Source organism: Streptomyces sp. NPDC044003, from assembly GCF_056435185.1.
In genome coordinates this window covers 475,544-501,118 of record NZ_JBWKFA010000003.1, presented here as the reverse complement: position 1 = coordinate 501,118, position 25,575 = coordinate 475,544, and the positions used below count along the sequence as shown (strand labels likewise).

Below are 25,575 nucleotides of genomic sequence, written 5' to 3'. Positions count from 1 at the left end.
CCCCTCACCGGCGCCGCCCGTTCGCGCGCCGCCGGATCCCCTTGCCTCGTAAGGACTTGTGGCGATGACTCCTGCCCACAGCGCCCTCCACCAGGGACCGACGAGATCGTCGCGCCCCGCTCACACACCCGACGCCGCCACCGACGCGACCACGACGTCGCTGGCGCTGGCCGCCCGGGACGGCGACCCCGCAAAGGCCGATCTCTTCGTACGCGCCCTGCACCGTGACGTCTGGCGTTACGTGGCCTACCTCAGCGCCGACCGCCAGGCGGCCGACGATCTCACCCAGGAGGTCTTCCTCCGTGCCCTCGCCGCCCTGCCCCGCTTCCAGGGGCGTTCCTCCGCCCGTACGTGGCTGCTTTCGATAGCGCGCCGAACCGTGGTCGACAGCCTGCGGCACGCCGCCGCCCGTCCGCGTCTCTCCGACCGCGACGACTGGCAGACGGAGGCCGAACACACCCAGCCCCAGGGCCTGCCCGGCTTCGAGGACGGCATCGCCCTGGCCGAACTCCTGGCCTCCCTCCCCACCGAGCGGAAGGACGCCTTCGTCCTCACCCAACTCCTGGGCCTGCCCTACGCCGAGGCAGCGGAGACCATCGGCTGCCCGGTCGGCACGGTCCGTTCGCGCGTCGCGCGGGCCCGCATCTCGCTGATCGCCCTGCTCCGAGGCGAGGAGGAGTCCCGGCCCGGGCCGGCCGTGGACCAGGACGCGGCGGCACACAGAAGGTTCACACGGGCGCCTGCGCTCGCCTGACCTTCGCTTCACCAAGCCGACGAAGGCGGGCCCGCCACGAAACGCGGGCCCGCCTCCTGACCCACCCCCCAGAAGCGGGAACTGGAACGGCCGTCGATCCGACTCCTCCGGGAACGGCCCGATCGAAGCGGCGCCGTACGTATTCCGGAGAGGCGGCCCATGGACAGTCCGCGAGAGCCCTCCTCGCGTGTGGGCGCGGTGCTGCGAAGGATCGCGGGATTCCTTCTGCTCCTCGCGCTGGTCTTCGCGGGGTCCTACGCACTCGGGGTGGCTGTGGGGCCGATCGGACCCGGCGCACGGTCGCCCGCGACGAGCGGAGGCGACAGCGGCGAGCGGGGAGGCACGCAGGGCGGTGAGCACCACCACCAGGGGGCGCACCCGTGACGGCACGGAGCAGGAGTGCGCCCGCCCGGGGCGGCGGGACGCAGAAGCCGCTGTTCGAGGCAGACCCGCCCGCGTTCGGACGGATGTACGAGAGGCGCACTCCCGGGAAGCGCGTGATCACCCGGTTATCGTGAGGCCCTCCCGCAGCCCCCGGAGCGGCCGTGAACGATCAAGACGGACTCGTGAAACGCCTGGCAACCGCCCCCTCCCCGACCTCCCCGCCCTCTCCGACCTCCGCGGCCGGCCGCTCACCCGACGGCCGTTCGCCGGCCTCCCTGCTCCTCACCGGCGCCCTCGCACTTCTCCTTGTCGTCTGGCTGGCCCGGACGACCGAGGCGGGCCAGTGGCTCTCCCATCCCGGCTTCCGGGCCTGGCAGACGGTCTGCGTGGCGATCACCGTGCAGGCCCTGCCGTTCCTGGTCCTGGGAACGCTGATCTCGGGGGCGGTCAACGCGTTCGTCCCCGCTCACGCGTTCAGCAGAGCGCTCCCCCGGAACCCCGTACTCGCGGTACCGGTCGCGAGCGCCGCGGGCATCGTGCTGCCCGGCTGCGAGTGCGCGTCCGTCCCTGTGGCGAGCAGTCTCATCCGACGAGGGGTGACCCCTGCCGCCGCCTTCGCCTTCCTGCTGTCCGCGCCCGCCGTCAATCCGATCGTGCTCGTCGCGACCGCCGTCGCCTTCCCCCAGAGCCCGCAGATGGTCGCCGCACGGCTGATCGCGTCACTGGCCACCTCGGCGGCCATGGGATGGCTGTGGCTCAGGCTCGGGCGGGCGGACTGGCTGCGGATGCCCGCCCGGCACCGTGGCCATCAGGACGGACACAGCCGCTGGGAGGAGTTCCGGCTGGGCTTTCAGCACGACTTCCTCCACGCGGGCGGATTCCTCGTGCTCGGAGCGATGGCGGCGGCCACCTTCAACGTCACCGTGCCGCGCTCCGTACTGGACACGTTCTCCGGCTCGCCCTGGCTGTCGGTGGTGTTCCTCGCCGCCTTGGCCATCGTGCTCGCCGTCTGCTCGGAGGCCGACGCCTTCGTCGCCGCGTCACTGACGGGCTTCTCCCCCACCGCTCGACTCGCCTTCATGGTCATCGGCCCCATGGTCGACCTCAAACTCATCGCCCTGCAGGCCGGCACCTTCGGCCGCGCCTTCGCCCTGCGCTTCTCGACCGCCACGGCCGTGATGGCCGTTCTGTGCAGCGCGGCGACCGGGTGGTGGCTGCTGTGAACCGCGGACGCCAGTCGATGCTCCTCCTCGTCACCGGGATCGCGGTGGTGCGCATCTCGCTGGTCAGCGACCTCTACCTGCGGTACGTCAAGGAAGGACTCCAGCCGCTCCTCATCGCCTCGGGAGCCCTCCTGGTCACTGCGGGGCTGATCGGCGGCCTGCGCGACGTACTTCCCCTCACGTGGGGGCCGCGGTCGGGCCGCACCGTCCCCCGTGCCACCGACGACGACCATCAGGGGCACGAGCACGAGCACGGACACAGCCATGCCCATGGCCCCCGCGTCGCCTGGCTCGTCGCGCTGCCGGTGCTCACCCTGCTCCTCTTCCCGCCCCCGGCTCTCGGCTCCTACAGCGCCGCGCGCGACAACCCGGTGGCCGTCGAGGAGATCTCCCGCTTCGACCCGCTCCCCGCCTCGGATCCGGTGCCGCTGTCCCTGACCGAGTTCATCGGCCGCGCCCAACAGGACCGGAAGGAAAGCCTCAAGGGGCGAACCGTGGTCATGGAGGGCTTCGTCACCCCCGGCCCGCACGGCACCTGGTCCCTGACCCGCCTCCTCCTGTCGTGCTGTGCGGCCGACTCGCAGTCCCTCAAGATCGCCGTACACGGCGCAGCGGCACCACCCGCCGACACCTGGGTGAGAGTGACGGGCACCTGGCACCCGCAAGGCACCCTCGGAACCCCCTCGGCAGCCCTGGCCCTGGACGCGGCCACCCACCGGCGGATTCCTGAACCTCCGGTCCCCTACCGGGACCGCGCACCGAAGTGACCTGAAACGCGCACCGCGCGGCCCCGTCGAGCTCCCCGAGCCGCCCGGCCCGCGGCCTGGGCATTCCCTCCTTCTTCTTACGCATCCACGCAAGTAGGGTCCCCGGTGGTGCGCACAAGGCGCCCCGGCCGGCGGGGTCACTCCCCGGCACCCGGACCGGACCTCCGAAGGAGCAGCAGCATGTCGATGGTCGGGAGCCTGCGCAAAATGGCTCGCCTGGCGCGGCGAACGCGACGCGTGGACCTGAGCCACCCGGCCCGCTCGCCGCTCGGCACCACGGTCGTCAACTGCGTCGCCTACCGCGACGGGCGCCGGCTCACCGGCAGGGACGGCATCGAGGAGTCCCTGCGGCAGGTCCGCAAGCACAAGGACGGCTTCGTGTGGATCGGCCTGCACGAGCCGTCCGAGGAGGAGTTCGCAGGCGTCGCCGAACTGTTCGACCTGCACCCGCTGGCGGTCGAGGACGCCGTGCACGCCCATCAGCGCCCCAAGGTGGAGCGCTTCGGCGACGTGCTGTTCTCCGTGCTCAAGACGGTCACGTACGTGGAACACGAGCAGCTGACGGCGACCAGCGAGGTGGTCGACACCGGCGAGATCATGGTGTTCACCGGTCCCGACTTCGTCGTGACCGTCCGCCATGGCCGTCACGGCTCGCTCGGCCCGCTGCGCGAGGCCCTGGAGGCCCACACGGAGCAGCTCGCCAAGGGGCCGTCGGCGGTGCTGCACGCGATCGCGGACCACGTCGTCGACGACTACCTGGCTGTCGTCGACGCGGTCCAGGGGGACATCGAGCAGGTGGAGACCGAGGTGTTCTCGCCCCACGGCTCCAAGACGGCGGACGCCGGCCGCATCTACCAGCTCAAGCGAGAACTCCTCGAACTGAAGCGGGCCGTGGTCCCCCTCGCCCGCCCGCTCACGGTCCTCGCCACCGAGCCCTGCCCCTCGGTGGACGCCGACATAAGGCCGTACTTCCGCGACGTCGCCGACCACCTCGCTCGCGCCACCGAGCAGATCGGCTCCTTCGACGGCCTGATCGACTCCATCCTCCAGGCCCACCTCGCCCAGGTGACGGTCGCCCAGAACGAGGACATGCGCAAGATCACCGCCTGGGCCGCCATCGTCGCCGTCCCCACGATGGTCTGCGGCATCTACGGCATGAACTTCGACCACATGCCGGAACTCCGCTGGACCTACGGCTATCCGCTGGTCCTCGGCGTCATGGCCACCGCCTGCCTCCTCATCCACCGCGGCTTCAAACGCAACGGCTGGCTGTGACCGCCGGCTCTCGCCTGGGGCGACGCACTCGACCCCGCGGCTCGTACCGCTGCACCATCTGGCGTGGGCAGTTCCCGGCGACGAACACCGCCTGGCGGGCGACAATCGGGGAGTTCAACCGCTGATCTCCGCCCCGTCCGTCCGACCTCGTCCGAGTCCGGTCGCCTCTGGCCCCGTCCGACCCCGGAACGGGGCTCACTGAGCCTTCGGCGGAGCCGTGCTCTCACGGACGATGAGCGTGGTCGCGATCTCCAGTCCCACCTGGGGCACGTCCTCGCCCCGGCCGAGGGCGAGCGCCAGTTCGGTGGCGGCGCTCGCCATCTCGGCCAGCGGCTGATGCACCGTGGTCAGCGGAGGAGTCATCCACGTCACGGCCGGCACATCGTCGAAGCCGACCACGCTCAGGTCGTCCGGGATGCGCAGGCCCAGTTCGCCGGCGGCCTGGTAGACCCCGAGCGCCTGCATGTCGTTCGCCGTGAACACGGCGGTCGGGCGGTCGGGGCGGGACAGCAACTCACGTGCCGCGGCATACCCGTGCTCGCGGGTGAGCTGGGTCTTCACCACGAGGCCGGGCTCCGTCGGCAGACCGGCCTCGGCCAGGGCGGAGACGTATCCGGAAAGCCGGGCGCGGCAGAAGGCGTGGTCGTAGCCGCTGATCATGGCGACGCGCCGGTGCCCCAGGTCCAGCAGATGCCGCGTCGCGGCCTGCCCGCCCCGCCAGTTCGTGGCGCCGACGAACGGCACGCCGTCGGGAAGCTCGTCGATCGGGTCGAAGACGACGAAGGGGATGCCCTTCGTCGTCAGCTGCTCCCGCTCCGCCTCGGAGAGCTGAGCCACCGACAGGACGGCCTGGGGGCGTCGCCCCACCGTGTCGTCGATGGTCCGGTCCTCCGAGTCCGGGAGGCCGAACTGCGACACCAGCACCCCGACCCGGTTCCTGCGGGCCACGCGCTCGACACCGCGGATGATCTCCACGGCCCACATGTGCTCCAGCTCGCGGAACACGAGTTCCACCAGGTTGCTGCGGTTCTTGGGCGGCTTGCGGTATCCGTACTGGTGGATGAGCTGCTCGACACGGGCCCGGGTCTCGTCCGACACCCCGGAGCGGCCGTTGAGGACCTTCGAGACGGTGGGCACCGAGACGCCGGCGGACTCGGCGATGTACGCGACCGTCACCGCCGTCGGCCCAGCCGCCCGCCCAGAGGAGGCCTCCGCCGAAGGTGTTCCCGCTCGGTCGTCCGCCACGGTCGCCCTTCCTCGTCCCCTCGCCTGCTGCCAGCGCCATTCTGACACTTGGAGCGGACCCGAGGGTGGCGGGGGCGGATCACAGCTGCGAGGAACGCGGTCCCGAGCGGCCGTGCCGCACCGACGGCTGCCGCCAGTGCGCGTACGGAGTCGAGTGCGGCCGGGAGTCGGTCAGAGCTCCGGCGTCAGGCCGCGGTCGCGCAGCCAGGAGAGCTGGACCGGCGGGTTGGAGCCGAAGCCGCCGCCGTGGTCCCCGAAGGGCCAGACGGTCATGGTGCGGTCCTGCCCCTGGTAGTGGTTGAAGGCGGCGTAGACCGTCGAGGGCGGGCAGACCGGGTCCATCAGGCCGACGCTGAACAACGCCGGTGCGGTCGCCCGTCGGGCGAAGTGGACGCCGTCGAAGTGGTCGAGGGTGGCGAAGGTCGGCTCGACGCGGCCGCGGCTGTGCCAACGCAGATACTCGGCGATCTCCGGGTACGGTCCCTCCCCGGCGATCTGCACGGCCCGGCGGAAGTGGCACAGGAACGGGACGTCCACCAGCGCCGCCGCCACGCGGTCCCCGGCGAGACCGGCGACGGAGAGGGCCAGGCCGCCGCCCTGGCTGCCTCCGGCCACCACGATCCTGCGGGGGTCGAGGCCGGGCAGTTCCGTGACCGCGTCCACGGCGCGCACGCAGTCGGTGATCAGTCGCCGGTAGTAGTAGTTCTCGGGGGAATCTATGCCGCGGGTCATGAACCCCCCGACCCACTGCGTGCCGTCGCCCTCCGTCCGGTCCGGGGTGTCGTGGCCCTGGCCCCTGCTGTCGACGACGAGCTGGGCGTAGCCGGCGGCGGACCAGAACAGGTGGTCGGTGGGCAGACCGCGGCCGCCGCTGTAGCCGATGTACGTGACGACGACCGGCAGCGGTCCGTCCGCGCCGCGCGGGCGCAGCAGCCAGGCGGCGACCGGTTCACCGTTCCAGCCGGGGAATCGCACGTCGTCGACCTCCACGGTGTGCAGCAGGTGCGCGGACGTGACGCGTTCGGACTTGACGGTCCCGTCGTAGGACCTCGCTTCGGCGAGGGTGTCCCGCCAGAACGTGTCGAAGTCCTTCGGTACGGACAGCTCCGGGCGGTACCCGGTGAGCTCGTCGGACTCGAAGTCGGTGAGCGGCATGCGGTCTCCTGCGGTCGAAGAGTCGAAGAGTCGAAGAGATGACGGGGAGGCGGGGCGGCGGCGTTGAGCGCACGGGGCGGCACGGCTCACGAGTCCGGCGCCGCACCGGGCGCCGGCTGTTTCGGTCCGGCCGGAAGTCCAGCAGTTCGGACGCGGACGCGGCAAAGGAACGCCCCGTGGCCCCTCAGGCGGGTGGCTACGGCGGCGATCGTCGAAGCGCATCGACGGTCCCATTCGCCTCAGTCACCTGTCAATGAAGGCCATGGAGAAAGTTCAGCGCCGTTGACGCTCTTGTTTCGCGCGAAACGAACCCAGGGCCTTGCCCTGCCAAGTCCGATACCCCGACGCCCAGTTCGAGACTGAGGTCCGCACCATGAGCGCGGGCCTTCGTCGCCCGTCAGCTGGTGTGATGCGGTGGCGGCGGTGCCATGGTCGGGAGCCCCGGCGGGGGCTCGGGCCACACGAGCAGGACCGGGCAGGGCGCGTGGTCGACGACGAAGCGTGCGGCGGGGCCGAGGCTGTGCGGTCCGAGGTGGGTACGGTCGCCGTCACGGGCCAGGATCAGCAGGTCGCTGCCCTCGGCCGCGGCGACGACCTCTCGCTCGACGCGGCCGGTGCGCTCGGTACGCGTGCAGGGGCGGCCCAGCCGGTCGGCGGCGTCCTGGAGCAGCTGCTGCGCGGAGGCGGCGGCGAGGTGTTCCAGGCGCGTGCCGGGGTCCCTCCCCCAGCCTTCGGCCGGGCGGTGCCCCGAGGGGTGGCCGCGGCCGAGGAGTCCGGCGAAGGCTCCGTGTGCCGCGCCCGGGACGTCGGCGGGGGTGACGTGCAGGAGGACGATGTCGGCGTCCGCCGGGGTGTACGTGCGGGCGGCGTCCACACAGGCGCGCCAAGTGCCCTCGACGATCCAGACGACCACGGCCATGGGTCAGCCTCCTCCGATGACGGTCAGCGAGAGCCACAGTGCCAGGACGGCGGCGACCAGGCTCGTGGGCACCGTGTACGCGCCGAGCCGGGTGAACTCCTTGAGTTCCACCTCTCTGTCGTGGGCGTGGACGATACGCCGCCACAGCAAGGTGGCCAGCGAGCCGGCGTAGGTGAGGTTGGGGCCGATGTTCACCCCGAGCAGGACGGCGAGGACGGCGCCGGGGCCCAGGGGGGCGGTCAGCGGCAGCAGCACCAGGACCGCGGGCAGGTTGTTGATGACGTTCGCGAGGACGGCGGCCAGCGCGGCGAGGGCGAGCAGTTCCGGCAGCCCGGTGCCGTCCGGGATCAGGCGCCCCAGAGCGTCGTCGAGACCGTTGTCCACCACGGCCAGGACCACGATGCCGAGGGCCAGGACGAAGGCGAGGAAGGGTACGGAGGCGGCGCGGACCAGCGCCCGGGGCGTGGTGCGGCGCCGGATCAGGGCCCGGACGGCGAGGGCCAGCGCTCCCGCCAGGGCGGCCCACGCCGGGTCGATGCCGATCGCCGAGGTCAGCACGAAGCCGACCAGTGTGCACGCCACGGTCACCAGGGCGAACAGGGGCAGCGGCGGCGGTTCGACGGCGGTGGGCGTCTGCGCTCCGGCGTCCAGGTCGGTGGCGAAGAAGCGCCGGAAGACCAGGTACTCGACGCCGATCGCCGCCGTCCACGGCAGGACCATCAGCGCGGCGAACCGGGTGAAGCTGAGCCCGCTGGCGGCGAACGCCAGAAGGTTGGTGAGGTTGGAGACGGGCAGCAGCAAGGAGGCCGTGTTCGACAGGTGGGTGCAGGCGTACACGTGCGGTTTGGGGCGTGCGCCGATGCGGGCGGCGGTGGCGAACACCACCGGGGTGAGGAGCACCACCGTGGCGTCGAGGCTGAGCACCGCCGTGATCACCGACGCGGCCAGGAACACCTGGGCCAGCAGACGACGTGGCCGGCCCGCCGCGGTCCGCGCCATCCACGCCCCGCACGCCTGGAAGAGACCTTCGTCGTCGCAGAGCTGAGCCAGCACCAGTACGGCGGCCAGGAAACCGATCACCGGCCCGAGCCGTTCCGCCTCGGCCAGCGCGTCGTCGAAGGAGACCGCTCCGGTGGCGACCACCAGCGCCGCGGCCGGGACGGCCACGACCGCCTCCGGCCACCCGAAGGGGCGGACGACCGCGCAGACCAGCACGAGAACGAGCAGGGCCGCGGACAGCGTCTCCGCGAGCTGGGCGTCCAGGATCGGATCCTTCCGTAGCGGCGGCCCGGCCGCCTGCACCACCGGACCGAACGCTACCGCTTCGAGCGCCGCGTCCCGCGTGCCGACCCCGGCATGTCCCCGCTCGGTTCCCGGCTCCCCGGGGGCGCTCCGCGTTTCCCTGCCGCAGGCAGTCGACCAGGAAACTTTCCTTGATTCACCGGCAACCCTTCACCCATGGGCAGCAACCAGGGGACGCAAGCAGCTCGCACTTCCAGAACGGATGAGCAATGAACAAGCAGCAGGCCCCCCGGCACCGCCGGCGCAGGCTCGGGCTGACCGTGGGGACGCCGCTGGCACTGATCGCCGCCGGTGTTCTCGCCTACGGCGCGGTCTTCGGGGCGTTCGGCGACGATGTCAGGTCCGAGGCGGACGCGGCCCCGGTCCCCGACAACGCGATGGCCGCCGTGGCCGCGATGCAGCCGGGCTGGAACCTGGGCAACAGCCTGGACGCCAGTCCCGACGAGACCAACTGGGGCCAGCCCCGCACCACCAAGGCCCTCATCGACAAGGTCCGTGCCCAGGGCTTCCGCAGCATCCGTGTCCCCGTGACCTGGAGCGACCACCAGGGGGCGGCGCCGAAGTACGCCATCGATCCGGCGTACATGAGCCGGATCAAGGAGGTGGTCGACTGGGCCATCGCCGACGGCCTCTACGTGATCGTCGACGTCCACCACGACTCGTGGCAGTGGACCAGTGCGATGTCCACCGACCACGACAAGGTGTTGACCCGCTTCAACGCGACCTGGGCGCAGATCGCCACGGCGTTCAAGGACACGCCGGCGAAGCTGGTCTTCGAGAGCATCAACGAGCCCCAGTTCGACAACGCCGACAGCGCCCGGAAAGCCCGGTTGCTCGACGAGCTGAACACCTCGTTCCACACCGTCGTGCGCAAGTCCGGCGGGAACAACAAGAACCGCCTGCTGATGCTGCCCACCCAGGTCTGCACGCCGGACCAGAAGCTGATGGACAACCTGGCCACCACGATCACGTCGCTGCGTGACCCCCGGCTGATCGCCACCGTGCACTACTACGGCTACTGGCCGTTCAGCGTGAACCTCGCCGGCAGCACCCGCTTCGACGCGACGGCCCAGGCGGACCTCACCAGGGTCTTCACCCGCATGCGGGACACGTTCGTCGCCCGCGGCATTCCCGTCGTCCTGGGCGAGTACGGCGTGCTCGGGTACGACCACGGCCCCGGCGGTGTGGAGCGCGGCGAGATGCTGAAGTACTTCGAGATGCTGGGTCACACGGCCCGTACCAGCAAGGTCACCACCGTGCTGTGGGACAACGGCTCCTTCTTCGACCGTGCCAAGGGCCGGTGGAAGGACCCGGGTCTCTTCCGCCAGATCAAGTCGAGCTGGACGACCCGCTCGGCCACCGCCTCCTCGGACCAGGTGTTCGTACCGAAGTCCGGCCCCGTCAAGGACAGTACGCTCACCCTCAACCTGAACGGCGCCACCTTCACGGGCCTCAGGCAGGGCACCACCAAGCTCGTCGGCGGCAGGGACTACGTCCTGTCCGGCAACCGGCTGACCCTGAAGGCCGCCGCGCTCACCCGGCTCGTCGGGAGCCGTTCGTACGGGGTCGACGCGACGCTCCAGGCCGAGTTCTCCCGGGGCGTGCCCTGGCAGATCGAGGTGATCACCTACGACAGGCCGGTGCAGTCGAGCACGACCGGTGCCGCGGGGGCGTTCCGCATACCCACGCAGTTCCGCGGTGACGTCCTCGCGACGATGGAGGCCACGTACACCGACGGCGGCAACGCCGGCCCGCTCGACTGGACCCCGTACCAGCAGTTCAACACCACGTTCGCGCCGGACTACGCCACGAGGACCATCCGTCTCACCCCCGCCTTCCTCGACAAGGTGAAGGACGGCGCGCGAGTCCGGTTGACGTTCCACTTCTGGAGCGGAAACACCGTGACGTACTACGTGACCAAGTCGGGCGGCACGGTCACCGGCTCGACCTCCTGAGCATGGCAGGTGCCCCGCCCGGGAAGCGCCGGGCGGGGCACCGGCCGCACGAGGTCATCGGCCTGAAAGACCGTCAAGTGCCTCGATGAAGAAACTTTCGCACTGTCAGCCCTCTTGTTTCGTACGAAACTTCTCCGTTACGTTCCCGTGCCAGTGAAGCGCTTCGACACTTCTCCTCGTCGCCGCCCGACCACGGTGTGACTCGACCTCGCGAGCGACTCAGAGGCCTGCCCCCACGAAAGGAACGATCCATGAACGTCATACGGCAACCGGCGCACGACCCCGTCCGGGCGCCCGGCCGCCTTGCCGCCCTCCTGCTGGCGCTGCTCGTCATGCTGGGGCTGTCCGGCGGCACCACGTTCGCCGCACCCGACGACACCAGGAAGCCGACGCGGCCGGCGGTGTCGGTCCCGGCCTCCGCCATGGACGCCGTGGCCGCGATGCAGCCGAGCTGGAACCTGGGCAACACCCTGGACGCCATCCCGAACGAGGGCTCCTGGGGCAACGGGCAGACCACCAAGGCGACTTTCGACACCATCGCCGCGGCCGGCTTCCGCAGCGTCCGCATCCCGGTGACCTGGACCGACCACCAGTCCGCCACCGCGCCGTACGCCATCGACGCCACCTACATGGCCCGGGTCAAGCAGATCGTCGACTGGGCGCTGGCCGACGGCCTGTACGTGGTGCTCAACGTCCACCACGACTCGTGGATGTGGGTCGAGAAGATCACGAGTGACCACGACAACGTGATGGCCCGGTTCAACTCGACCTGGACCCAGATCTCCGCGACGTTCCGCGACGCGCCGCGCACCCTGGTCTTCGAGGGCATCAACGAGCCGAGCTTCGCCAACGCCACGGACGCGCAGAAGGTCCAGTACCTCAGGGAGCTGCAGACCTCGTTCCGCTCCGTGGTCCGCGCCTCGGGCGGAGCGAACGCCACCCGCCTGCTCAGTCTCACCACGCCGGCGGGCAGCCCCGACCTGGCCCTCATGGAGAACCTGTACGGCACGATCACCTCGCTGAACGACAGTCAGCTGATCGCCCAGGTCCACTTCTACGGCTGGTTCCCCTTCAGCGTCAACGCGGCGGGCGGCACCCACTACGACGCCACCGCGCAGAAGAACACGGACGACACGTTCGCCAACATGCGCAGCACGTTCGTCACCAAGGGAATCCCGGTCTACGTCGGCGAGTACGGCCTGCTCAGCTACCCGGACCACTTCCACCCGTCCCGAATCGAGCGGGGCGAGGCGCTGAAGTACTACGAGCACGTCAACCACGCGGCGCGCGCCGCCGGCGTCACCACCGCCCTGTGGGACCCGTTCGCCTACCTGAACCGCGACACCCTGCAGTGGCGCGACCCGGCCCTGATGGACTGGATCAAGTCGAGCTGGACCACCCGCTCGGGCACCGCCTCCTTCGACAAGGTCTACGTGCCGAAGTCCAGCCCCATCACGGCCAAGTCGCTCACCCTGAACCGGAACGGCACCTCCTTCCGGGGCCTGTGGCAGGGCAACACCCCGCTGATCTACGGCCGGGACTACACCCTCTCCGGCACCCAGCTCACCTTCACGCCCGACGCTCTGACCCGGCTGGTCGGCAACCGCGCCTACGGCGTCAACACCACGCTCCAGGCCCGCTTCTCCGCCGGGCTGCCCTGGAACATCGACATCGTCACCCAGGACACCCCGGCGCTGACGAACGCCACCGGCACCGACGCGTCGTTCACCGTCCCCACCCAGTACCGGGGTGACCAGCTCGCGACCATGCACTCCACCTACGCCGACGGCACCAACGCCGGCCCGCTCAGCTGGAACCCGTACCAGGAGTTCAACGTGGCCTTCTCGCCGGACTACCCGAACGGCGGGATCGTCCTGACCCCCGCCTTCCTGAGCTCGCTCCGCGAGGGCGAGCCGGCCACGCTGGTCTTCCACTTCTACAGCGGCGCCACCGTCACGTACCGCGTCACGAAGTCCGGCACCTCGGTGACCGGCGCTGTCGCCTGACCGTCCGTCATTCCCACTCCGGCCGCCGGACCTTCCGGCGGCCGGGGTTCCTCACGTCCCGAGGTGCACGCATGTCCCCGCTCCCCCCGCGCGTCCTGTTCGGCGCCGCCTACTACCACGAGTACCAGCCGTACGAGCGGCTCAAGGAAGACCTCGATCTGATGGCGGAGGCGAAGTTCACCGTCATCCGGGTCGGCGAGTCGGTCTGGTCCACCTGGGAGCCCGAGAACGGCCGGTTCGACCTGGACTGGCTGCAGCCGGTCCTGGACGCCGCCCACGACCGGGGGATCTCGGTCGTCCTCGGCACTCCCACGTACGCCGTGCCGCCGTGGCTGGCCCGCCAGTACCCGGAGATCGCCGCCGACCACGCCACCGGACAGAGTGCACGTTGGGGCGGCCGCCAGGAGGTCGACTTCACCCACCCCGCGTTCCGCTTCCACGCCGAGCGCGTGGTCCGGCGCATCCTCGGCCGCTACGCGGACCACCCCGCCGTGATCGGCTACCAGGTGGACAACGAGCCCGGCTGCCGGCTCCCGCACAACCGGGGCGTCTTCGAGCGGTTCGTCGACGACCTGCGCCGGAAGTACGGCGACGTGGAGACGCTCAACCGTGAATGGGGCCTGGTCCATTGGTCGCACCGCCTCTCCACCTGGGCCGACCTGTGGACGCCCGACGGCAACGCCCAGCCGCAGTACGACGTCGCGTGGCGGGCGTTCCTGGCCCGGCAGACCAGCGAGTTCATCGCCTGGCAGGCCGACCTCGTGCGCGAGTACGCCGGACCCGACCGGTTCGTCACCACCTGCCTGCACTACGGCCACCCCGCGCTGGAGGACGACGAGCTGACCGACAGCCTCGACGTCACGGCGGGCAACCCGTACTACGACATGCAGGACGCCCTCGCACTGCCCGACCCCACCCCCGACGACCACACGCAGGGATGGAAAACCACGGGCGTCTGGGGCCTCTACCAGCAGGCCGACCGGATCTTCTCCTCCCGGCAGGAGCCGTTCCTGATCACGGAGACCAACGCCCAGGCCATCGGCGGCACGGAGGACAACCGGCCCGCCTACGACGGCCAGTGGCGTCAGGCCGCCTGGGCGCTCGTCTCCCGGGGCGCACGGATGATCGAGTACTGGCACTGGCACACCCTGCACTTCGGCGCCGAGACGTACTGGGGCGGGATCCTGCCGCACAGCGGCCGGCCCGGCCGGATCTACGCCGAACTCGCCCGTATCGGCTCGGAGTTCGAATCGGCCGGAGCGCTGGTGGCCGGGATCGAGCCCGACGCCGACATCACCCTGGTCTACTCGATGCCCAGCAAGTGGCTGATGCAGAAGTACCCGCCCCTGGCCACGGCGGACGGCGGCGCGGACTCCTCCGCGTACCACCGCATCTTCGACCCCTTCTACCGCGGCGCCTTCGAGGCCGGCCGCCAGGTGCGCATCCTGCACGCCCGCCAGCTGCACGATGCCCGGGGCGAACGCGAGGGCCTGGCACCGGACGTCGCCGCACAGCGGCACCCCGTCCTCGTCGTCCCCGGGCTGTACCTCGCCGAGGACTCCCTGCTCGACTGGTTCGCGGCCTACGCCCACGCCGGCGGCCACCTCGTCCTCGGTCCTCGTACGGGCTACGCCGACCACGAGGCCCGGGCGCGCCACGAGCCGGCCCCCGCCCGTCTCGCGGCGGCGGCGGGGGTGTCGTACGACGAGTTCAGCAACCTGTCGGCGGATCTCCCGCTCCGCGCCGTGCCGGGCAGCCCGCTGACGCTCCCGGCCGGGGCGACCGCGACGCGCTGGGTGGACGGCCTCACCGCCGGCGACGCCACGGTGCTCGCCGAGTACGACCACCCGCACTTCGGCCGCTGGCCGGCCCTCACCACCCACCGCCACGGCGCCGGCCGGGTCACCTGCGTCGGAACCGTCCCGGGACGCGACCTCGCCCGGTCGCTGACCGCCTGGCTGGCGCCGGCGCCCCGCAGTGGCTGGGGGGACCTGCCCGCGTCCGTCACCGCCACGACCGGGACCTCCCCGGACGGGCGTCGCGTGCACGTGGTGCACAACTGGAGCTGGCAGCCCACCGAGGTCCCGGCACCCACGGATCTGACCGACGCGCTGGACGGCACCTCGATCCCCGCCGGCGGACCGGTGAGCCTCGGCGCCTGGGACGTGCGAGTCTTCGCCGCGGGCCAGGACCGATGACGTCGTCCGGGCAGCCGGCGGTGGTGCCGCTGCCCGGACGCGTTCGTCCACCTCGCCCGGCCGCCCCCGTCGACCCGGTGGGTTCAGGCCGGGTAGGGAAGATCCGCCTCCAGGGTGCCTGCGGGCTGGGCGTGGACGGTGCCGTCCGGGCCGCCGACCCGCAGCCCCCACGGCGCCCGGCTGTCGGTGGTCACGCGGAGGCGGTCGCCCCGACGGCGCAGGCGGAAGCGGGCCGCCTCGCCGGGGCCGTCGGCGCGTGGGATCACGACGGTGCGCTCGGCGCCGTCGGCGAAGGCGTGCACCCGCAGCTCGACCCCGTCCGGCCAGGCGGAGACGGGGCGCTGGTCGTCGGCGCCGAGCGGGATCACGGAGTCGGGGCGGGCGAGCAGCGGCAGGGTGTGGAAGTCGTGCTGCTCGCGCACCCAGCGGGGACCGGAGATCCGGGCCCCGGTCAGCACGTTCGTCCACGCGCCCTCGGGGACGTAGTACTCGACCGTGCCGTCGTCGGTGAAGACGGGGGCGACGAGCAGATCGTCGCCGAGCATGTACTGCCGGTCGAGCGTGGCGGCGGCGGGATCGTCGGGGAACTCGAGCACCATGGCCCGCATCACCGGGGTGCCGGTGGCGTGCGCCTGCTGGGCGGCGCGCTGCAGGTAGGGGGCGAGGCGGTGCTTGAGCAGGGTGAACTCGCGGGTGATCTCGACGGCCTCCTCCCCGTAGTCCCACGGGACGCGGTACGACTTGGAGCCGTGCAGACGGCTGTGCGAGGACAGGAGACCGAACTGCACCCAGCGCTTGAAGACGGCCGGGGTCGGGGTGCCCTCGAAGCCGCCGATGTCGTGGCTCCAGAAGCCGAAGCCGGACAGGCCGAGGGAGAGCCCGCCACGCAGTGACTCCGCCATGGCGGTGAAGTGCGACTCGCAGTCGCCGCCCCAGTGCACCGGGTACTGCTGGCCGCCAGCGGTGGCCGAGCGGGCGAAGAGCAGCGCCTCGCCCTCCCCGCGTACCTCACGGAGCAGCTCGAAGACGGCCTGGTTGTACAGGTGGGTGTAGTAGTTGTGCATGCGCTCGGGGTCGGAACCGTCGTGCCAGACCACGTCGGTGGGGATGCGCTCGCCGAAGTCGGTCTTGAAGCAGTCCACGCCCTGGTCGAGGAGGGTGCGCAGCTTTCCGGTGAACCAGTCGCGGGCGGCGGGGTGGGTGAAGTCCACAAGGGCCATCCCGGGCTGCCACAGGTCCCACTGCCATACGCTTCCGTCCGGGCGGCGCACCAGGTACCCCTGGCGCATGCCCTCCTCGAACAGCGCGGACTTCTGCGCGATGTAGGGGTTGATCCAGGCGGAGATCCGCAGTCCCTGCTCCCTGAGCCGGGTCAGCATGCCGGCCGGGTCGGGGAAGGTGTCGGGGTCCCATGCGAAGTCGGACCACTGGTATGCGCGCATCCAGAAGCAGTCGAGGTGGAAGACGCTCAGGGGGATGCCGCGTTCGGTCATGCCACCGACGAAGCGGTTGACGGTGGCCTCGTCGTAGTCGGTGGTGAAGGAGGTGGTCAGCCAGAGTCCGAGTGCCCAGGCCGGGGGGAGGGCGGGGCGGCCGGTGAGCGCGCTGTAGCGCTCCAGGATCTGCTTCGGGGTCGGGCCGTGGACGACGAAGTATTCGAGGGACTGGTCCTCGACGCTGAACTGCACCTGGCCGACGGCCTCGGAGCCGACCTCGTAGCTGACCTTGCCCGGGTGGTTGACGAAGACGCCGTAGCCCCGGTTGGTCAGGTGGAAGGGGACGTTCTTGTAGGCCTGTTCGCTGTTGGTGCCGCCGTCGGCCTGCCAGATGTCGACCGTCTGGCCGTTTCTGATGAACGGGGTGAACCGCTCTCCGAGCCCGTAGACCGACTCGCCGACTCCCAGGGAGAGTTGTCCGAGCATGAAGTGCCTGCCGTCGGCGTCGGTGACGAAGCCGGTGCCGCGCTCCCCCACGGTGGTCAGCACCCGCCCGCCGGCGGAGAACTCGAGCCTCCACGGCCCGGAGGTGTCCACCCTCAGCGTCAGGTCACCGGCGGCGAGCTCGACGACCTCGCCGTCCCGGTGCATCTTTCCTGAGCCCTGCTCGGCGCCGGGCAGGGCGAACTCCGGGCCCCGCGCCACCGCACCGGCGTGGTGGGTGGTGCGCACCCCGATCACGCCCTCGGCCGGCGACCAGCACTCGACGGTGAGCAACGGGCTGTTGAGCGTGTCGCCGCGGCCCCGCACGTGCTTCACCGGCGCGTAGAGCGTCATACGGTGTTCGTCTGCCCGGACGTCCGCGACCTCGGCGGCGTAGCGGGCGGTGACACCTGGGCGCATCAGCCAGTAGCCGTCGGTGAACTTCATCGGGTGGTTTCCTCCGTCCGCGCACGGTGCGCGGTGATCGGGCGCCGGTGGCCGTGGTGAATGCCCCGCGGCGTGCGGTTCGGGATGTCGTGGTCGACGGGGGCTCCGGCGAAGCGCCGGAAGTGGGTGGCGGCCCGCCCCCCTCCTGCGGGCCGCCGTTCTCGTGGGCCTCGGTCGGGCCGCCGGTCTGATCGGCCTCGGTCGGGCCGCCGCTCTTGTCCGCCTCAGTCGGTCGTGACGGACGTGGCGAAGCGGAAGGCCGCCAGGCGGAGGTCCCCGTGCAGCGTCAGCCGCAGGTCATGGACGCCGGTCATCGGTGCGGAGAGCTCGGCCGGGATCGTCGTCCAGGTGTGGCGGTCGCCGGTGACCGGCACGTCGATCTCGACGAGAAGCCGTTCACCGGCATGCATCTCCACCCGCGCCTCCTGCGGCCCCTCGTTCTCGCGGGCGGCCTCGATCTCCACACGCACCGCGCCCGAGAGGTCGGCGTCGCGGAAGAGGAGCGTCGCGGGCCGCGCCGGGTCGGCCGGTGTCACGGCGTCGCCGCTGGTGCGGGTGGCGTCGACGAGGGTGATGTCCGCGTGGTCGTCGAAGTCGCCGGTCAGGGTTCGACGTCCGACGACCACGCGGGGTGCGGGGGCCGCTCCGGTCACCGTGAGCGGTGCGGTGAGGACCTGGTCCTCGGCGGAGCGGGCGATGGTGATCTCGTACGCGCCCGGGTCGACGGTGAAGGCACGGGTGGCGACGTCCCAGTGGGCGAGCTGTTCGGCCGGCAGCCGGAACGTCATTTCCTGGCTCTCCCCCGGTTCCAGGCGGAGCTTCCGGAAGTCGGCAAGGCGCCGCCGGGGGGCCTCGTAGCGGGTTTCGAGGGCCCGGACGTACAGCTGGACGACCTCGCTGCCCGGCCGTGCGCCGCTGTTGACCAGGGTCACCGTGACGTCGACCGTGCCGTCCTGGGCGATCGACTGCCGCGACAGGCGCAGGTCGCGGTGGACGAATTCGGTGTAGGAAAGCCCGTGGCCGAAGGGGTAGAGGGGCACCGCCCGGTGGTACTGGTAGGTCCAGCCGCCCTTGATGATGTCGTAGTCGAGGGGGTCCGGCAGCGGGTCGTCGCCCCGGTACCAGGTCTGCGGCAGGCGGCCGGCGGGCTCGGCCTCCCCGAGCAGCACGGCGGCCAGCGCGTGGCCCGTCTCCTGCCCGCCGTGGGACGTCCACACCACGGCGGGCAGGTGCTCGTCGGCCCAGTCGACGGCGTACGGGTAGCTGCTCATCACGACCAGCGCCGTCTCCGGGCGCACGGCCGCGACGGTGCGCAGCAGCTCCTCCTGCCCCTCGGGCAGTTCGATGCCCGCCCGGTCCTCGGTCTCCCGGCCGTTGATCATCGGATGGTTGCCGAGGACGACGACCGCCGCGTCGGCGGTTTCGGCGGCGGCCCGCGCCTCGGCCGCGCCGTCGCGCAGCAGCTCCCTCTGCCAGCGTTCGGCGGCGTCCGGGTTCTCGGCGGTGACGGTCACCCGGCCGTCCGTGGGGTCCACGGCGGCGTACCGTCCGGTGAGCACGGAGCGCAGGCGTATGTCACCGTCCCCCGCCTGTTCCAGGCGGAAGGTCTCGTGGATCTCCCAGCTCTTGAGGATCTCCTGGTCCGCGGCCAGTGCGGCGTCGTCCTTGAGGCTCAGGTAGCGGCCGGTGTCGGCGGCGCGCAGCGTCACGACGCCGCGGCCCCAGTCGACGACGTCGAACGAGGTCTTGCAGAGGAGTTCGCCGGTCGTGCGGGAGCGCAGCGTGATCCGGTCGGAGCCGTCGACATGGACGACCTCGCCGCCGTGGGCGCGGAGCTCCGCGGCGAGTCCGGCGGCGACGGTGACCTGGTAGGGCAGGGTGCCGCTGTACCAGTCCTCGCACAGCGTGTCGGCGAGCGGGCCGACGACGGCGATCCGGGGTGCCCGGGCCGGGTCGAGCGGGAGCAGGCCGTCGTTCTTGAGCAGGACGACCGACTCGGTCGCGGCGTGCCACGCCAGGGCGCGGTGCTCGGGAGAGTCGATCACCTCGGGGCCGATTCCGGCATACGGGTCGAGGTCCGGGTCGAACTCGCCGAGCCGGAAGCGGAGTTCGAGCTGGCGACGGACCGCGCGGTTCACGTCGGCCTCGTCGATGAGGCCGCGTTCCAGAGCCTCGCGGAGTCGGCCGACGGGCGTCGCGCTGTCCTCGCCGTGGTCGGTGAAGCTGTCGATGCCGGCCTTGAGCGCGGCCGCGTGGGACTCGGCGTGGTCGTCGAAGTAGTGCTCCGGGTCGACGAGGTTGGACGGGGCCTCGGCGTCGCTCACCACGAACAGCTCGTGTCCGGTGGGCTCCGCCCAGCGGCGGAGTTCGTCGTTGATGAGCGGGGTCACATGGCAGGGGCGGCCGTTGACCAGGTTGTACGCGGCCATGGCGCCGGTGGCGACACCGGCGGCGACGACGGGGCGGAAGGCCGCCAGGTCGTACTCGTGCAGGACGCGGGGGCGTACCCCTGAGGAGGTCGTGCAGCGGTCGTCCTCGTTGTTGTAGGCGAGGAAGTGCTTGAGCACCGGGGCCGCGCGCAGGTACGTCGGGTGGTCGCCGGACAGGCCGCGGCAGAAGGCCTCGCCGAGGCGGGCGGTGTGGGCCGGGTCCTCGGAGTAGCCCTCCTCGTTGCGCCCCCAGCGCGGGTCGCGCAGCAGGTTCAGTACGGGGGCCCAGGCCTGGAGGCTGTTGGGGGCGCGGTCGGGGGCGATCACCGGCGGGCGGTGGCGGTGGAAGGCGCGCAGTTCGACCGAGACCGCCTCGCCGACCCGGCGCACCAGGTCCTCGTCCCAGCTGGCGCCGAGGCCCACGGCCTGGGGGAAGACGGTCGCCTCCCCCAGCCAGGAGACGCCGTGCAGGGCCTCGCTTCCGGTACGGAAGGAGTCGATGCCGAGGCGCGGGACGGCCGGCGCGTACTGGTGGAGCATCGCGAGCCGCTCGTCGAGCGTGAGCCGTTCGAGCAGGTCGTCGACGCGCTGGGGCAGCGGGAGCGCGGGATCGCGGAAGGGCGGCAGTTCGGCCGCGGAAGCGGACAGGGAACTCACGTGGACAACCCCTTGGCAGGTTGGGCGGTGTGGCGTTCATCGAAGCGCTTCGACAGTGTCATCGACCTGAAGGGCTGTCAATGAACCCGTCAAGAGAAACTTTCGTAGCGTCAAGGGGGTTGTTTCGCGCGAAACTTGTCCGTTACTTTCACCGCCAGCCAGGCAAGCGCTTCGACTGTCCGGCCAAGCGCTTCGACACCTCACCACTTCGCACACTCGACGAGAAGGGGTTCCTCCGTCATGAGAACCGAGTTGAACCGCAGGACTTTCGTGAACGCCGCCGCCTCGATCGCCGGGGCCGCCGCGCTGTCGCCGCTGCTGACCGCCTGCGGCGGAGGCGGCAACCACAAGAACGGTGCCAACACCGCGAAGGGCCTGAAGGCGGCGCTGCCCGCCTACGTGCCCAACACCACCGTCAAGCCGGACATCCCGTCCGTGGCCGGTGGGCCCGACGCCGCGACCGACCCCGGCTTCCTCTCCTACCCCGCCTCCCCGGCCACCACCGTCTCCGGCGTCCCCGGCAAGGGCGGCTCGTACACGGCGGTCACACCCCTGTGGGGCACCGTCCCGCCGGCCGGCAACTCCTTCTACCAGGCCATGAACAAGGCCCTGGGCGTCGAGCTCACGATGAAGCCGGCGGACGGGAACAACTACCACACCATCGTCCCGACCATGACCGTCGCCCAGAAGCTGCCGGACTGGATCCAGCTGCCCACCTGGTGGAACTCGAACTTCAACGTCGGCGCGCTGGCCGGGACCCAGCTCGCGGACCTCACCCCCTACCTGTCCGGCGACAAGATCAAGAAGTACCCCAACCTGGCAGCCATACCCTCGGGCGCCTGGCAGACCGGTGTGTGGGGCGACAAGCTGTACGGCATCCCCTGCTTCTCCACCAGCTTCGCCATCCCCGGCGTGACCTTCTTCCGCCGGGACATCCTCGAATCGCGCGGCATCACCGCCGGCCAGGTGAAGTCCGCCGACGACCTGATGAGCCTCGGCAAGGAGCTGACCGACGCCAAGCGGGGGGTGTGGGCCTTCGACGACCTGTGGACGTTCCTGTACACCTCCTGGGGCGGGCCCCTGAAGTGGCGGGTCGACAACGGAAAGCTGGTCCACCTGTTCGAGACCCAGGAGTTCCTGGAGGCGCTCGACTGGCACTACCGCCTGGCCAAGTCCGGCTACATGCACCCGGACGCGCTCGCGGGAGACATCGCCAACGGCAACACCCGCTTCTACAGCGGAAAGGTACTGATCCAGGGCGGCGGCACGAGCGGCTTCAACATGGCCGACCACCAGGCAGGCACCGCAGCCGACAAGAACTACCGGCGCGGCGCCTTCGACATCTTCGCCGCCGACGGCAGGAGCAAGCCCGTCGTCTACATGGGCGGCTCCACCTCCATGATGAGCTACCTCAACGCCCGTCTGAAGCCGGCCCAGATCGAGGAGCTGCTCTCGGTCGCGAACTACCTGGCCGCCCCCTTCGGCAGCGCCGAGTACACGATGGCCAACTTCGGCGTCGCAGGCGTCCACCACACCCGCGTGAACGGGGAGCCGACCTACACGGACGACGGCAAGAAGTTCGTCCAGACGCAGACCTTCCCGTTCCTCTCCGCCCCGTCGGCCGTCATCAGCAGCCCGGGTGACGCGGACGTCACCAAGTACGCCGCGGCCTGGCAGGCAGCCAACGTCAAGGCCCTCACCAAGCCGCTCTTCTGGGGCATGAACTACACCATGCCCCAGGCCATGGCCACCGCCGAGGCCTCCCAGGCGGTGTCGGACATCATCAAGGACTGCTACCACGGGAAGAAGAAGGTCTCCGACGTGCAGGCCGCGATCTCGGCCTGGAAGTCCGGGAGCGGCGACCGGCTCAAGCAGTGGATGACCGAGAACGTCCTCGAGAAGTACGGCACGGGCCAGTGAGCACCGCGCGAGCGGAGCATCCGGCGGGGCCGGTGCGGTCGAACTGGCGGATCAGACTGCGGCGCGACCGGTCGCTGCTCCTGATGACCGCGCCCGCGGTCGTCCTGCTCCTCTTGTTCAGCTACGTCCCGCTGTTCGGCGTGATCACCGCCTTCCAGGAGTACGACCCGCTGGTCGGGGTCAGGCAGAGCCAGTGGGTCGGCCTCGACCAGTTCGACCGGCTCCTCGGCGACCCGTTGTTCTGGGACGCGATGCAGAACACCGTGTACCTGAGCTTCGTCCAGCTGATCCTCTTCTTCCCGGTGCCGATCGCGCTCGCCCTGATGCTCAACTCGGTGCTCAGCGAGCGGCTGCGCAACTTCATCCAGTCCGTCGTCTACCTGCCGCACTTCTTCTCGTGGGTGCTCGCCATCACGATCTTCCAGCAGATGCTGGGCGGCGCGGGCGCGCTCAACCACTTCCTGCGGCAGCACGACATCGGCACCTGGGACATCATGTCCAACCCGGACACCTTCGCCCTGCTCGTCACCTCCCAGGCGATCTGGAAGGAGGCCGGCTGGGGGATCATCGTCTTCCTCGCGGCCCTCAGCGCGATCAACAGCGAGCTGTACGAGGCGGCGGCCGCGGACGGCGCGGGGCGCATGCGGCGGATGTGGCACATCACGCTGCCGGGCCTGCGCGGAGTCATCGTGCTGATGCTGGTGCTGCGCCTGGGCAACGCGCTGTCGGTCGGCTTCGAACAGTTCCTCATCCAGCGCGAGGCGGTCGGCCGCGACGCCGCGGACGTGCTGGACACCTTCTCCTTCTACTACGGCATCGCCACCGGCGACTACAGCTACGGCGCGGCGGCGGGCCTCTTCAAGAGCGTGCTCTCACTGCTGCTCATCTGGGGCGCCAACCGGCTGGCGCACGCCTTCGGCGAGGACGGGTTGTACCGGAAATGACCGAGACACTCACGATCAGGTCCAGCGGCCGCACACGCGGCGACGCGAAGGTCTCCCGCGGCAGGGCCCGAAGTACCCGCCCGGCGTGGGAGGAACCGCCGACCGCCGTCGGCCGGGCGGCCAAGGGGCTCACCATCGGGGGAACGCTCGCCGTCGTCCTGGTGCCCCTGTGGATCGTCGTACTGACCAGCTTCTCCACCCCCGGGGCGATCAACCGGGCCGGCGGCCTGGTGATCTGGCCGGACGGCCTGACCACGGTGGCGTACCGCCAGATGCTGGAGGACTCGACGGTCCTCACCGCACTCCTGGTGAGTCTCGGCATCACGGTGGTCGGCACGGCGGTGTCCATGGTCGTCTCGATCCTGTGCGCCTACGGACTGTCGCGGCCGCGGTCACTGGGACACCGCTTCGTCCTGGTCCTGCTGATCATCACCATGTTCGTCAACGGCGGCCTCATCCCGACGTTCCTGGTGGTCACCGGACTGGGCGGCTACGGCGCGTGGTGGGCGCTGATCCTGCCGGGCGCGGTCTCGGTCTTCAACATCCTCGTTCTGCGCGCGTTCTACTCCGAGACCTCGGGCGAACTGATCGACGCGGCACGGATGGACGGTGCGGGCGAGTGGCGCATCCTGTGGTCCATCGTCCTGCCCACCTCCCGTGCGGTGACGGCGGTGATCGCCCTCTTCTACGCCGTCGGGTACTGGAACTCCTTCTTCAACGTCATGCTCTACATGCCCACGGACAGTGAGAAGTGGCCCCTCCAGTACGTCCTGCTCACCTACGTCAACCGGGCCACCGGGATGCCCGGCTCCTTCAACGGAGGCTTCGGCAACGTGGCGACACAGACCGCGCCGCTGTCGCTGCAGATGGCCGTCGTCGTCCTCACGCTCGTCCCCCTGCTGCTGGTGTACCCGTTCGTGCAGAAGCACCTGCGCACCGGCGTGCTCACCGGCGCGATCAAGGGATGAGCCGCGCGACCGCCCCCGGTGCCGGACCCAGCACCGGGACAAGGAGAGCGGGGCTCGTGACACTCTCCGACGTGGCCCGGCACGCCGGCGTCTCGCCGAGCACCGTCAGCTACGCGCTCAGCGGCAAGCGTCCCGTCTCCGACGAGACCAGGAACCGCATCGAGCGAGCCGTCGCGACACTCGGCTACCACCCCCACGCGGGTGCCCGGGCCCTCGCCGGCAGACGCTCGCACATCATCGCCCTGATGGTGCCGCTGGACACCGACGTGTACGTGCCGACGATGACGGAGATCGCCATCGCGGTCACCGTGCGGGCCCGCGAGCACGGCTACGACGTCCTCCTGCTCACCCATGACGAAGGCCCCGAGGGCGTGCGGCGGGTGGCCGCCAGCGGACTCGCCGACGGCGTGATCCTCATGGACGTCCGACTGGACGACGACCGCGTCGCCGTCCTGCGCGCCCAGGGCACACCGGCCGCGCTCATCGGCCTGCCCGACGACCCGGCCGGAGTCTCCTGCGTCGACATCGACTTCGCCCTGGCGGGCGCGCTCTGCGCGGACCACCTGGCCGGCCTCGGCCACCGCGACGTCGCCTTCGTCGGCTACGGCAGCGGCGTCTACCGGCGGCACGCCGGCTATGCCGAGCGCACCCTGAGCGGCTTCCGCGCCCGCGCCGAAGAGCGCGGCCTGCGCTTCCTGCACCGGCCGTGCGAGGGCACGTACGAGAGCACGGCGGGCACCCTGTCCCGTGTCCTCGCCGACCGTCCGGACACGACCGGGTTCGTGGTGCAGAACGAGGGCGCGATCGGCCCGCTCCTCAGCCTGCTGCGTGCCAGTGGGCGGATCGTGCCGGAGGACGCCTCCGTCGTCGCCATCTGCACCGAGCCGCTCGCGGAGCAGCACTCTCCCCGGCTCACCTCCGTCACCGGTCCCAAGCGGGACCTCGGGCAGGCGGCCGTCGACCAGGTCATGGCCAGGATCACCGCGGTCGCCGAGGGCGAGGAGCCCGAGGACGAACTGCGCGTGATGCCCCCTGAACTGGTGATCCGCGAAAGCACCGCGCCGGCCCCGCCCCGCAGCCCCCGCCCCTGACGACAGCCCAGAGGAGC

At 70.9% G+C, this 25,575-nt stretch carries 17 protein-coding genes; 11 read left to right on the top strand and 6 right to left on the bottom strand.

Going from position 1 to position 25,575, the window contains the following annotated elements; genetic code table 11:
* Nucleotides 1–64 precede the first annotated feature (64 nt).
* The 4 genes from AC07AW_RS14270 to AC07AW_RS14255 all read left to right on the top strand — a co-directional run bounded on the left by AC07AW_RS14270 (nt 65) and on the right by AC07AW_RS14255 (nt 4,403).
* Nucleotides 65–754: a sigma-70 family RNA polymerase sigma factor gene (locus AC07AW_RS14270; RefSeq protein WP_478815727.1), complete on the top strand. Its 690-nt coding sequence runs from the start codon at nt 65–67 to the stop codon at nt 752–754.
* 566 nt (nt 755–1,320) lie between these two features.
* A complete protein-coding gene (locus AC07AW_RS14265; protein WP_478815726.1) occupies nt 1,321–2,361 on the top strand; it encodes a permease in 1,041 nt (346 codons plus the stop codon).
* Nucleotides 2,358–3,128, top strand: coding sequence for a TIGR03943 family putative permease subunit (locus AC07AW_RS14260; protein ID WP_478815725.1), 771 nt, complete (start codon nt 2,358–2,360; stop codon nt 3,126–3,128). Before AC07AW_RS14265 ends, AC07AW_RS14260 begins: the two co-directional genes overlap by 4 nt.
* Nucleotides 3,129–3,308: 180 nt before the next feature.
* Nucleotides 3,309–4,403 (top strand): magnesium and cobalt transport protein CorA, encoded by a 1,095-nt coding sequence (locus AC07AW_RS14255; RefSeq protein WP_478815724.1) that lies wholly within the window; start codon nt 3,309–3,311, stop codon nt 4,401–4,403.
* A 195-nt stretch (nt 4,404–4,598) separates the two neighbouring features.
* On the opposite strand, the gene AC07AW_RS14250 is transcribed toward AC07AW_RS14255, so the two are convergent.
* The 4 genes from AC07AW_RS14250 to AC07AW_RS14235 form a co-directional block, all read right to left on the bottom strand.
* Nucleotides 4,599–5,579, bottom strand: a complete 981-nt coding sequence (locus AC07AW_RS14250; RefSeq protein ID WP_478816241.1) for a LacI family DNA-binding transcriptional regulator — start codon at nt 5,577–5,579, stop codon at nt 4,599–4,601.
* A 240-nt stretch (nt 5,580–5,819) separates the two neighbouring features.
* Nucleotides 5,820–6,803 carry an acetylxylan esterase gene (locus AC07AW_RS14245; RefSeq protein WP_478815723.1) on the bottom strand — a complete coding sequence of 328 codons (984 nt, stop codon included), beginning with the start codon at nt 6,801–6,803 and terminating at the stop codon, nt 5,820–5,822.
* 397 nt (nt 6,804–7,200) lie between these two features.
* Complete coding sequence (locus AC07AW_RS14240; RefSeq protein WP_478815722.1) at nt 7,201–7,722, bottom strand: universal stress protein; 522 nt, start codon at nt 7,720–7,722, stop codon at nt 7,201–7,203.
* 3 nt (nt 7,723–7,725) lie between these two features.
* Nucleotides 7,726–9,024: an SLC13 family permease gene (locus AC07AW_RS14235; RefSeq protein WP_478816240.1), complete on the bottom strand. Its 1,299-nt coding sequence runs from the start codon at nt 9,022–9,024 to the stop codon at nt 7,726–7,728.
* Nucleotides 9,025–9,233: 209 nt separating this feature from the next.
* Between AC07AW_RS14235 and AC07AW_RS14230 the strand changes: the two genes are divergently transcribed.
* The 3 genes from AC07AW_RS14230 to AC07AW_RS14220 all read left to right on the top strand — a co-directional run bounded on the left by AC07AW_RS14230 (nt 9,234) and on the right by AC07AW_RS14220 (nt 15,183).
* Nucleotides 9,234–10,979: a cellulase family glycosylhydrolase gene (locus AC07AW_RS14230; protein WP_478815721.1), complete on the top strand. Its 1,746-nt coding sequence runs from the start codon at nt 9,234–9,236 to the stop codon at nt 10,977–10,979.
* A gap of 251 nt (nt 10,980–11,230) precedes the next feature.
* Nucleotides 11,231–12,985, top strand: coding sequence for a cellulase family glycosylhydrolase (locus AC07AW_RS14225; RefSeq protein WP_478815720.1), 1,755 nt, complete (start codon nt 11,231–11,233; stop codon nt 12,983–12,985).
* A 71-nt stretch (nt 12,986–13,056) separates the two neighbouring features.
* Nucleotides 13,057–15,183: a beta-galactosidase gene (locus AC07AW_RS14220; RefSeq protein WP_478815719.1), complete on the top strand. Its 2,127-nt coding sequence runs from the start codon at nt 13,057–13,059 to the stop codon at nt 15,181–15,183.
* Nucleotides 15,184–15,266: 83 nt separating this feature from the next.
* Here AC07AW_RS14220 and yicI read toward each other — a convergent pair whose 3' ends face one another.
* Both yicI and AC07AW_RS14210 read right to left on the bottom strand, forming a co-directional pair.
* Nucleotides 15,267–17,549 (bottom strand): alpha-xylosidase, encoded by a 2,283-nt coding sequence (gene yicI, locus AC07AW_RS14215; RefSeq protein WP_478815718.1) that lies wholly within the window; start codon nt 17,547–17,549, stop codon nt 15,267–15,269.
* Between the two features lie 224 nt (nt 17,550–17,773).
* The gene (locus AC07AW_RS14210) at nt 17,774–20,626 is read right to left on the bottom strand and encodes a glycoside hydrolase family 3 C-terminal domain-containing protein (RefSeq protein WP_478816239.1); all 2,853 of its coding nucleotides are present in this window, start codon (nt 20,624–20,626) and stop codon (nt 17,774–17,776) included.
* Nucleotides 20,627–20,875: 249 nt separating this feature from the next.
* Between AC07AW_RS14210 and AC07AW_RS14205 the strand changes: the two genes are divergently transcribed.
* Genes AC07AW_RS14205 through AC07AW_RS14190 form a run of 4 tightly spaced genes read left to right on the top strand, consistent with a single transcriptional unit; the run spans nt 20,876 to nt 25,558 of the window.
* Nucleotides 20,876–22,555, top strand: coding sequence for an ABC transporter substrate-binding protein (locus tag AC07AW_RS14205; RefSeq protein ID WP_478815717.1), 1,680 nt, complete (start codon nt 20,876–20,878; stop codon nt 22,553–22,555).
* Complete coding sequence (locus AC07AW_RS14200; RefSeq protein ID WP_478815716.1) at nt 22,552–23,499, top strand: ABC transporter permease; 948 nt, start codon at nt 22,552–22,554, stop codon at nt 23,497–23,499. Before AC07AW_RS14205 ends, AC07AW_RS14200 begins: the two co-directional genes overlap by 4 nt.
* Entirely contained in the window at nt 23,496–24,467 is a 972-nt protein-coding gene (locus AC07AW_RS14195) for a carbohydrate ABC transporter permease (protein ID WP_478815715.1), read from the top strand. Before AC07AW_RS14200 ends, AC07AW_RS14195 begins: the two co-directional genes overlap by 4 nt.
* Nucleotides 24,464–25,558: a LacI family DNA-binding transcriptional regulator gene (locus tag AC07AW_RS14190; RefSeq protein WP_478815714.1), complete on the top strand. Its 1,095-nt coding sequence runs from the start codon at nt 24,464–24,466 to the stop codon at nt 25,556–25,558. Before AC07AW_RS14195 ends, AC07AW_RS14190 begins: the two co-directional genes overlap by 4 nt.
* The last annotated feature ends 17 nt before the right edge of the window (nt 25,559–25,575 follow it).